Annotated in this window: 10 protein-coding genes; 3 read left to right on the top strand and 7 right to left on the bottom strand. The window is 64.6% G+C overall.

What is annotated here, in order from left to right; all coding sequences use genetic code 11:
• Positions 1-1,143, top strand: a 1,143-nt coding sequence (locus tag V6M39_RS15475) for an aspartate ammonia-lyase (protein ID WP_332644711.1), incomplete at its 5' end; no start/stop codon positions are given.
• 8 nt (positions 1,144-1,151) lie between these two features.
• On the opposite strand, the gene V6M39_RS15480 is transcribed toward V6M39_RS15475, so the two are convergent.
• Positions 1,152-1,826: a hypothetical protein gene (locus V6M39_RS15480; protein ID WP_332644712.1), complete on the bottom strand. Its 675-nt coding sequence runs from the start codon at positions 1,824-1,826 to the stop codon at positions 1,152-1,154.
• Between the two features lie 168 nt (positions 1,827-1,994).
• Here V6M39_RS15480 and cimA point away from each other — a divergent pair, with 168 nt between their 5' ends.
• Positions 1,995-3,602 (top strand): citramalate synthase, encoded by a 1,608-nt coding sequence (gene cimA, locus V6M39_RS15485; RefSeq protein ID WP_332644713.1) that lies wholly within the window; start codon positions 1,995-1,997, stop codon positions 3,600-3,602.
• A 30-nt stretch (positions 3,603-3,632) separates the two neighbouring features.
• Positions 3,633-4,385 (top strand): hypothetical protein, encoded by a 753-nt coding sequence (locus V6M39_RS15490; protein ID WP_332644714.1) that lies wholly within the window; start codon positions 3,633-3,635, stop codon positions 4,383-4,385.
• Between the two features lie 9 nt (positions 4,386-4,394).
• On the opposite strand, the gene V6M39_RS15495 is transcribed toward V6M39_RS15490, so the two are convergent.
• Genes V6M39_RS15495 through V6M39_RS15520 form a run of 6 tightly spaced genes read right to left on the bottom strand, consistent with a single transcriptional unit; the run spans position 4,395 to position 8,866 of the window.
• Positions 4,395-4,829: a GNAT family N-acetyltransferase gene (locus tag V6M39_RS15495; protein ID WP_332644715.1), complete on the bottom strand. Its 435-nt coding sequence runs from the start codon at positions 4,827-4,829 to the stop codon at positions 4,395-4,397.
• Positions 4,826-5,212 carry a Fur family transcriptional regulator gene (locus V6M39_RS15500; RefSeq protein WP_309971111.1) on the bottom strand — a complete coding sequence of 129 codons (387 nt, stop codon included), beginning with the start codon at positions 5,210-5,212 and terminating at the stop codon, positions 4,826-4,828. Before V6M39_RS15500 ends, V6M39_RS15495 begins: the two co-directional genes overlap by 4 nt.
• A gap of 9 nt (positions 5,213-5,221) precedes the next feature.
• The gene (locus V6M39_RS15505) at positions 5,222-6,061 is read right to left on the bottom strand and encodes a metal ABC transporter permease (protein ID WP_332644716.1); all 840 of its coding nucleotides are present in this window, start codon (positions 6,059-6,061) and stop codon (positions 5,222-5,224) included.
• On the bottom strand, positions 6,061-6,819 hold the full coding sequence (locus V6M39_RS15510) for a metal ABC transporter ATP-binding protein (protein ID WP_332644717.1): 759 nt from the start codon (positions 6,817-6,819) through the stop codon (positions 6,061-6,063). Before V6M39_RS15510 ends, V6M39_RS15505 begins: the two co-directional genes overlap by 1 nt.
• Positions 6,816-7,742 carry a metal ABC transporter substrate-binding protein gene (locus V6M39_RS15515; RefSeq protein ID WP_332644718.1) on the bottom strand — a complete coding sequence of 309 codons (927 nt, stop codon included), beginning with the start codon at positions 7,740-7,742 and terminating at the stop codon, positions 6,816-6,818. Before V6M39_RS15515 ends, V6M39_RS15510 begins: the two co-directional genes overlap by 4 nt.
• 38 nt (positions 7,743-7,780) lie before the next feature.
• Positions 7,781-8,866 carry an ABC transporter ATP-binding protein gene (locus V6M39_RS15520; protein ID WP_332644719.1) on the bottom strand — a complete coding sequence of 362 codons (1,086 nt, stop codon included), beginning with the start codon at positions 8,864-8,866 and terminating at the stop codon, positions 7,781-7,783.
• Positions 8,867-8,920: the final 54 nt, after the last annotated feature.

Here is an 8,920-nt window from a genome sequence, read left to right on the forward strand (position 1 = left end):
TTCGTCGTCGACGTCATGCAGGGAGGCGCTGGCACGTCGACCAACATGAACGCCAACGAAGTCATCGCCAACCGTGCTCTTGAGCTGATGGGGCACAAGAAGGGCGACTACGACACGATCCACCCCAACGAGCACATCAACCTCAGCCAGTCGACCAACGATGTCTATCCGACCGCAGTGAAGATCGCGATCATCATGGCGACGCATGCATTGCTCGACGCGATGGAGGTGCTTGAGGCTTCGTTCGCGGCAAAGGCCGACGAGTTCCACGACGTACTCAAGATGGGCCGCACCCAGCTTCAGGACGCTGTGCCGATGACACTCGGCCAGGAGTTCCGCACCTACTCGTTGATGATCGGCGAGGATCGCGCCCGCCTTTCGGAGTCGGTGATGTTGCTTCACGAAATCAACCTCGGTGCTACCGCGATTGGCACGATGCTCAACGCGCCAGCGGGGTATGTGCCCGCGGCGTGTGACCACTTGGCCAAGTTGACGGGCCTCCCTCTCGAAAGTGCTGTCGACCTGATCGAAGCGACCCAGGACTGCGGAGCGTTTGTCCAGCACTCCGGCACGTTGAAGCGCGTTGCGGTGAAGCTGTCGAAGATCTGCAACGACCTGCGACTCCTGTCCTCTGGTCCTCGAGCAGGCTTCAACGAGATCAACCTCCCCGCCGTACAAGCCGGGTCGAGCATCATGCCCGGCAAGGTCAACCCCGTCATCCCCGAGGTCGTCAACCAGGTCGCCTTCCAGATCATCGGTATGGACGTCACGGTCTCGATGGCAGCTGAAAGCGGTCAGCTGCAGCTCAACGCCTTCGAGCCGGTCATTTGCTACTCGCTGTCAGCAGGTCTTGCCCGACTGCGCGAGGCAGTTCTGGTGCTGGCGAAGCGGTGTGTCGACGGCATCACCGCGAATGTGGAGCACTTGCGCGCCGAGGTCGAGAACTCGATCGGCCTGGTCACGGCGCTCAACCCGTACATCGGATACGCCGCAGCGACCGAGGTTGCCCAGGAGGCGCTGGCCACGGGGCGCGGCGTCGCGGAGCTCGTACTTGAACGTGGACTGCTGCCGCGCGAGAAGCTGGAGGCCATTCTCAAGCCTGAGACGCTGGCCAACCTCGCGCCCAAAGCCAAAAAGGCGTAGGGCGCGTCCTAGAAGAGCGCCGTTCCTGGGCTGGTCATGACCTCGACGGTCAGCGCCGGGAGCTGTGCGTCGTAGTCGATCAGTACGTCAACGCCCTGCTCGGTTTGGTTGGAGTCTCCGCCTTCGTAGCCCGCCGTGATGTCGCCCAGCGTGACCCGCGCCGGTCCGACGGGGTCGTGCTCGGGCCACTCGTCGAGCAGGCGATGCACCAGCCCGACCACGACCATGTCGTACAGGCGCCGCTCGTCCTCGGGCACCCCGCGGAGAATGATCTCGGGCAAGCCGATGACGTTGAGGCCGTGCGTGCGAATCGTGCCGAGATCCTGAAGGTCGTACTCGAAGGTGAACATCTCCGCTGCTGGGCGAGGAGTCGAACCGGTGTCGACGACGCGTGGTGTCTGGAGGTCGAGTACGAGTCCGTCATGCAGCTGGGCGAGCTGGAGCGCTTCGCCCAGCGCTTCGTCGGCGGCAAGACGTGCTGCCCCTGGACCGACCGAGCGGGACACCATGCGCTGAAATGGCAGATCCCCCATCCGGTCGAGGTCATTCACCGCGCTCCCGCGTAGACGGAGCAGCGACCGGTCGGGGAGGGGGACGAGATCCTCGCGGTCGAGCGGTTCGGCAGTCAGCACGACGTACGCGATCGTGACGATGGTCGGCACCGGTACGGGTCTGGCGCTCATAGATCGCTCAGTCTAGACTGAGCGACATGACGATCATCTCGATCATTATCGACAGGCGCGCCGGGCTTTAGATCTACGCCCGACGCGCTGCCTCCCATTGCCATGGGGGGCATTTTTTGTGGATGCAGCTGTTGGACTGACCGAGACGACACGACGAAGGATTGACCAGTGAGCGCAGGCAAGCAGCACGTGAGCGACTTTCACGTCTACGACACGACGATGCGCGATGGCGCCCAGCAGGAGGGGCTCAACCTCTCGGTGCAGGACAAGATGCACATCGCCCGTCATCTCGACGATCTCGGAGTCGGCTACATCGAAGGCGGCTGGCCCGGCTCGAACCCCAAGGACACCGAGTTCTTCGCACTTGCCGCGAAGGAGCTCGACCTCAAGCACGCCACACTGGCCGCGTTCGGTGCCACCCGCCGCGCTGACGGCGTCGCCGCCGATGACGAGCTCGTCGCTGCGCTGCGCGAGTCAGGTGCCTCCGTCGTGACGCTCGTCGCCAAGAGCCACGATCGTCACGTCGAGCTGGCGCTGCGTACGACGCTCGCCGAGAACCTCGCCATGGTCCGCGACAGCGTCACCCACCTGCGCGAAGAAGGTCAGCGGGTCTTTGTCGACCTGGAGCACTTCTTCGACGGTTACCGCGCCAACCGCGACTACGCGCTTGAGGTGGCAGCGACTGCCGCGGACGCCGGCGCCGAAGTCGTCATCCTGTGCGACACCAACGGCGGAATGCTGCCGCACTGGGTCAGCGAGATCGTCACCGATGTCGCAACCACGGGCGCACGACTCGGCATTCACGCGCACAACGACACCGGCTGCGCCGTCGCGAACTCCATGGCTGCAGTGCAGGCTGGCGTCACGCACGTGCAGGGCTGCATCAATGGCTACGGCGAACGTACGGGCAACGCCGACCTGATCACCTGTGTCGCCAACCTTGAACTCAAGTTCGACATGCAGGTGCTGCCTGAGGGCAAGCTCGCCGAAGCCACCCGCATCGCTCACGCGATCGCCGAGATCACCAACTACCCGCCGTCGGCCCGCCAGCCCTACACGGGAGTGTCGTCATTCGCCCACAAGGCGGGACTTCACGCCAGCGCGATCCGCGTCGATCCCAACCTCTACCAGCACATCGACCCGGCGCTGGTTGGCAATGACATGCGACTGCTCGTCTCGGAGATGGCCGGTCGCGCGACGATCGAGCTCAAGGGCAAGGAGCTGGGCTACGACCTCGCCAACGACGCCGAGCGGCTCGCCCGGGTGACTGACCGGGTTAAGCAGATGGAGCAGGACGGTTACACGTTCGAGGCTGCCGACGCATCGTTCGAGCTGCTGCTCGCAGAAGAGATGGAGGGCGCTCGCCCGTCGTACTTCGACGTCGAGTCGTGGCGAGTGCTCGCCGAGTCGACGCGTGGCGACGAAGCGGTGTCCGAAGCGACGGTCAAGCTGACCGCCGGGGGAGTGCGCCTCGCTGTGATCGGCGAGGGCAATGGTCCTGTCAACGCCCTCGACCACGCTCTGCGGCAGGCGATCGAGCAGGTCTATCCCGATGTCGCCCGATTCCACCTGATCGACTTCCGCGTACGCATCCTTGACCAGGGACACGGCACTGACGCCATCACTCGCGTACTGATCGAGACGACCGACGGCAAGGACGTCTGGGTCACGGTCGGCGTCGGAGCCAACATCATCGAGGCCTCGTGGGAGTCGCTCGTGGACGCGTTCACGTACGGGCTGCGCAAGCACGGCGTGGATCCGCGTATTGACCACTAGGGCAGACACGCCCTCGCTAGCGTTGGCCACATGAGTGCGCGTAGGGCAGCGATGGCACTGCCGGTGCTGATCACCCTTCTGGTTGGCGCGGCGATCGGTGGCCTGGTCATTACGCAGAACCAGCGTCAGGACGAGCAAGTCGCGAATGCAGAGGCGATCGGTCGGGACTACCTGTCGGCCGCAGCAGACTTCCAGGCAGGCGTCGCCAAGGCGATCAAGGCTGCCGACTCCACCAAGCTCGACGAGATCACACGTGCGCTCGACTCGGCCACCGCCAAACCGCCGAAGCTGCCGAGCACGTCGGCGTACGGGCGGCAGAACTCCTCGACGTATCGCGAGGCCATCGATGTGCGGTCGACGTTGCTCGGACCGTACAAACGGCTGGGACGCCAGCTCAAGGAAGCGAAGGTTGCCGAGCGGTTCATCGCCGAGGCTCGCAAGCTGCTCGAGATGCGCGCCACCGACTACGTCGGGGCCAGTGTCATCACCAGCAGTGGAGTGGTGCGATCCCGGTTGATCCCGGCGTTCGCGAATGCTCGCGATGCTTTCGACGCCGTACCGGTCCCGAAGGGCCAGGAGCGGCTTGCCGCCACGATCCATGACGCCGCGCAATACGTCGTCGACCAGGCCACGCTGCTCGCCAATCGGATCGACGACCGGAAGAGCTTCTCGTTCAGCTACGCGGCGCAGTTCCAGGCCGCCGCTGATGCGCTCAACGACTACGGGACGACGATCGAGGGTGACGTGACCGAGGCGGTCAACGTCGTGATCCAGGCGGGCTAGACAGTTCGCTCATTGGGCAGGGCGAATCATCGGGGTGTGCTGGATTCCGGCATCGTCGAAGTCCTCGCCCGAACGCGAGTAGCCGAACGATTCGTACCACTGCTCAAGGTGTGACTGGGCGTTGAGAACGATCTCGCGGTCGCCCCACAGGCGAGTGGACTCAGCCATGAGCCGCCCCGCCAGCCCGAGGCCGCGCTGATCCCGGCGAGTGCAGACCCGCCCAAGGTGCACGTGTCCGTCGTCCAGAACGCGCAGATAGCTCGTCGGTCCTTGGTCATCGGCCAGCCACATGTGGGTTGTCGTGGGGAGGAGATCACGCCCATCGGGATCGGTGTCCTCGACGTGTTGCTCGAACGCGAACACCGCATCGCGGATCTTCCAGATGTCGTAGACGTCCTGTGCCGTCAGAGCGTCGCCGGTGACCGTATGAATGCTGTGGCTCATGCGCACGCGTTGCAGGTGCCGAAGATCTCGAGCGTGTGCGACACGTCGCGGAAGCCGTTCTCCTCGGCGATCTTGTCTGCCCAGCGCTCGACCGTCGGACCCTCGACCTCGACCGTACGGCCGCAGGAGCGGCAGACGAGGTGATGGTGGTGTCCTGCGCTGCACTGCCGGTAGAGGACTTCGCCTTCGTCATTGCGGAGGGCGTCGATCTCGGCGGACTCGGCCAGCACCTGGAGGCTGCGATAGACCGTCGAAAGGCCGACCGAGTCGCCGCGCTTGGTCAGCGCGTCATGGATCTCCTGAGCGCTGGCGAACCCATCGAGGTCGTTGAGGATCGCCACGACGGCACGTCGTTGACGGGTGTTGCGCGGTGCTTCAACCATGAATACTCCTCACGCGTAATCTACTCGTCGCCGACGGCTGCGGGAGCGCCTCATCACCGTGCCGACCAGTGCGGCGACGGCAAAGATCGCCAACGCAAGGATCACGATCGTTGGGCCGGGCTGGGTATCGATCTCGTAGCTGGCGACGACTCCGCCAACAGCAGCGACGAGCCCGATGCCCATCGCGCCGAAATGGGTGGTGCGAAAGCTCCGGGTGAGCTGTTGCGACGCGGCCACCGGGACCACCATCAGCGCCGATACGAGGAGCAAGCCGACCGTGCGCATGGCAACAGTGATGGTGACGGCAGCGAGGATCGCGATCAGGATGCTGTAGACGCGAACCGGCACTCCACTGACCCTGGCGTGCTCCTCGTCCTGGCACACCGCGAACAGCTGCGGCGACAGTCCGACCGAAAGTGCGATCACGACGATTCCGAGCACTGCGACGACGGCAAGGTCAGTGTTGGAGACCGTCGTGATCGATCCGAACAGGTACGTGTTGAGGTTGGCTGCACTCTCGTCGGCGAGATCCGCCAGCAGTATGCCGCCGGCGATACCGCCGTAGAACAGCATGGCGAGCGCAACATCGGCGCTGGTGCGCGCGTACATACGGAGCAGTTCGATCACGACTGCGCCGATCGAGGCGACGATCACGGCGGTGATGACGGGAGCGATGCCGGTCAGCATTCCGAGGGCGACGCCGGTGAGCGCAACATGTCCGAGGCCGTCGCCGAGCAGGGCGAGGCGGCGCTGAACGAGGAATGTGCCGATCGCAGGTGCTGCGAGCCCGGTGAACACCGCCGCGGCCAGCGCAAGTTGCATGAACTTGTAGTCGAGGAACTCGAACATCAGATCACCCCTTCGCCGGGGACGCCGGGGTTGCGCTCACGCACTTCGTGGTGGTGCACGTGCGAGTGGTCCTCGTGCACGACGCCGTCGACGGGCCCGTCGTACACGACCGTGCCGGCATCGAGTACGACGGCGCGATCGATCAACTGTCGGAGAGGTCCGAGCTCGTGCGCCACGAGAAGGATGGAGGCGCCTTCCTTGACGAGCCCACCCAGCAGCTCGGCGAGCACCTGCTGGTTCTCGTGATCGACTCCGGCGGTGGGCTCGTCCATCACGAGCAGCTCCGCCTCGGTCGCCAACGCTCGGGCGATCAGGGCGCGCTGCTGCATACCGCCCGAAAGCTCGTCGAGCGCGGAGCGACTGCGGTCAGCCAATCCCACGCGGGCGATGGCCGCGGCGATGGCAGCGTTGTCGGTGGAGGAGTTGCGCCCGACATACGGGCGATAGGCCAGACGCCCGCTGGCGACGACTTCGCGTACGGTCGCGGGCACGCCAGCGACCGCGCGAGACCGCTGCGGTACGTAGCCCAGGCGTCGCCGCTCGCGGAAGTCAGCCAGGGGAGTGCCGAACAGCTCAACGGTTCCAGCGCTCATCGGCACGAGCCCGATGGCAGCGCGCACCAGCGTCGACTTGCCCGAGCCGTTGGATCCGAGCAGCGCAACGAATTCACCCTCGCCCACCTCGAGGTCGACACCACGCAGAACGTCACGGCCCTCGAAAGAGACCGTGACGCCACGCGCGACCAGGGGTTTTGTCATTGACAGTCGTTCGCCTTTTGCAGAGTCGCGAGGTTCTTTTCCATCAGCGTCACGTAGTTCTCGTCCTTCGTGTCATCTGACAGTCCCTCGATGGGGTCGAGCGTAGCGGTCTTCGCACCGGTCTCTCTGGCAATCGTGTCGGCAATCGCGGGGCTCACGAGTTCCTCAGTGAAGATCGTCGTGATGCCGTCCTTGCGCACGAGCTTGGTGATGTCGGCGAGCTGGGAGGGAGACGGTTCGTTGCTCGGATCAATGCCGGCAATCGGCACCTGGGTCAGGTTGAACTGCGCGGCGAGGTAGTGGAACGCGGCGTGGCTTGTCACGATCGTGCGGGTGCGGCAGTTGGCGAGGCCTTCCTGGAACTGCACGCCGAGCTTGTCCAGTTTGGTGAGCAGCCGGTCGGCGTTCGCGCGGTACTCGTCTGCGTGGGCTGAGTCCGTCTTGGAGAGCTGGCCTTCGACGGCATTGGTGATGACGCGCATGTTCTGGGGGTCGAGCCAGACGTGCGGATCGGTGTCCTCCTCGTGATCGTGACCGTCCTCGTCGTGGTGTTCCTCGCCGTCTTCGGACGCTGCGTCGAGGGTGATGAGCGAGGCCACGTCGATCGTGTTCTTCTTGGATCGCGAGGCCTGGTCCACGGCGGTGTCGACGGCTTCCTGGAAGTGCTCCTGGTAGATGACCAGGTCGGCTTCCTGTACGGCGGCCACCTGCTTGGGCTTGAGCTCGAGATCGTGCGGCTCAGCACCGGGGGCGGTGAGGTTCTGCACGTTGACGAAGGAGCCCCCGACCTGCTCGGCGATGAATGCGTACGGGTAGAACGATGCGACGACCGAGGTCTTCCCATCGTCCTTCGCGCCCGCACCACAAGCGGCAAGGAGGGCAACGAGTGGGACGACCGCGAGCAGGGCGAGGGGCTTCTTCATGACAATGATTCTCAACTACTTGGGAATCATTGTCAATTTCAACTCAGGCGGTGTCCGGTCTCAGTCGCGAAGAGGTGGATGGCCGTGGGGTCAGTCGGCGCAAGGAAGATGTGCTCACCCTTGGTCGGTGGCTTGCGCCAGTCCACCCGCGCGACAATCGTCTGCCCGTCGACACCAGCACCGCTGACGTCGGCACGTCCGTAGACATATGCGTCGGCGCCGAGTTCCTCGACGACGTCAACCTCAAGGGGGAGCCCCGCAGTGGACAGCTCGAGGTTCTCGGGGCGAATGCCCAGAGTGACAGTCTTCGCATCGGCACCGGCAAGGGTGTCCCGCGCGACCGGAACGACCGTGTCGCCAAAACGTACGCCGCCGTCGGTGATCGGCAGCTCCATGAGGTTCATGCTCGGCGATCCGAGGAATCCCGCGACGAACAGGTTGGCAGGGCGGTCGTACATCTCACGTGGCGCCGCGCACTGCTGCAGGATGCCGTCCTTGAGCACGGCAACGCGGTCACCCATCGTCATGGCCTCGACCTGGTCGTGCGTGACGTAGACCGTGGTCGTGCCGAGCCGGCGCTGCAGCTGGGCGATCTGCGTACGCGTCTGGACGCGGAGCTTGGCGTCGAGGTTGGACAGCGGCTCGTCCATCAGGAACACCCGCGGTGAACGTACGATCGCGCGGCCCATGGCGACGCGCTGGCGCTGACCACCGGAGAGCGCCTTGGGCTTGCGGCCGAGGTACTCGGTGATGTCGAGCATCTTGGCGGCGTCGGCAACGCGCTCAGCGATGTCGCTCTTGCTCGCGCCGGCGATCTTGAGCGCGAAGCCCATGTTCTCGGCGACTGTCATGTGCGGATAGAGCGCATAGTTCTGGAACACCATCGCGATGTCGCGATCCTTGGGCGGCAGTTCGGTGACGTCCTGGTCACCGATCAGCAGGCGTCCCTCGTCGACCTCTTCGAGTCCGGCGAGCATACGCAGAGACGTGGACTTGCCACATCCTGATGGTCCGACGAGGACGAGGAACTCGCCGTCCTCGACGTGCAGCTCGAGCTTGTCGACTGCTGGGCGATCCTGACCCGGAAAGATTCGGGTGGTCTTGTCAAACGTTACTGAGGACATGCTGGTTAATCCCTTCACCGGCAGGTACGTGCCGGACGATCCAAGTGATGGGTG

It is taken from the genome of Aeromicrobium sp. (genome assembly GCF_036675695.1).
Classification (GTDB): Bacteria; Actinomycetota; Actinomycetes; order Propionibacteriales; family Nocardioidaceae; genus Aeromicrobium.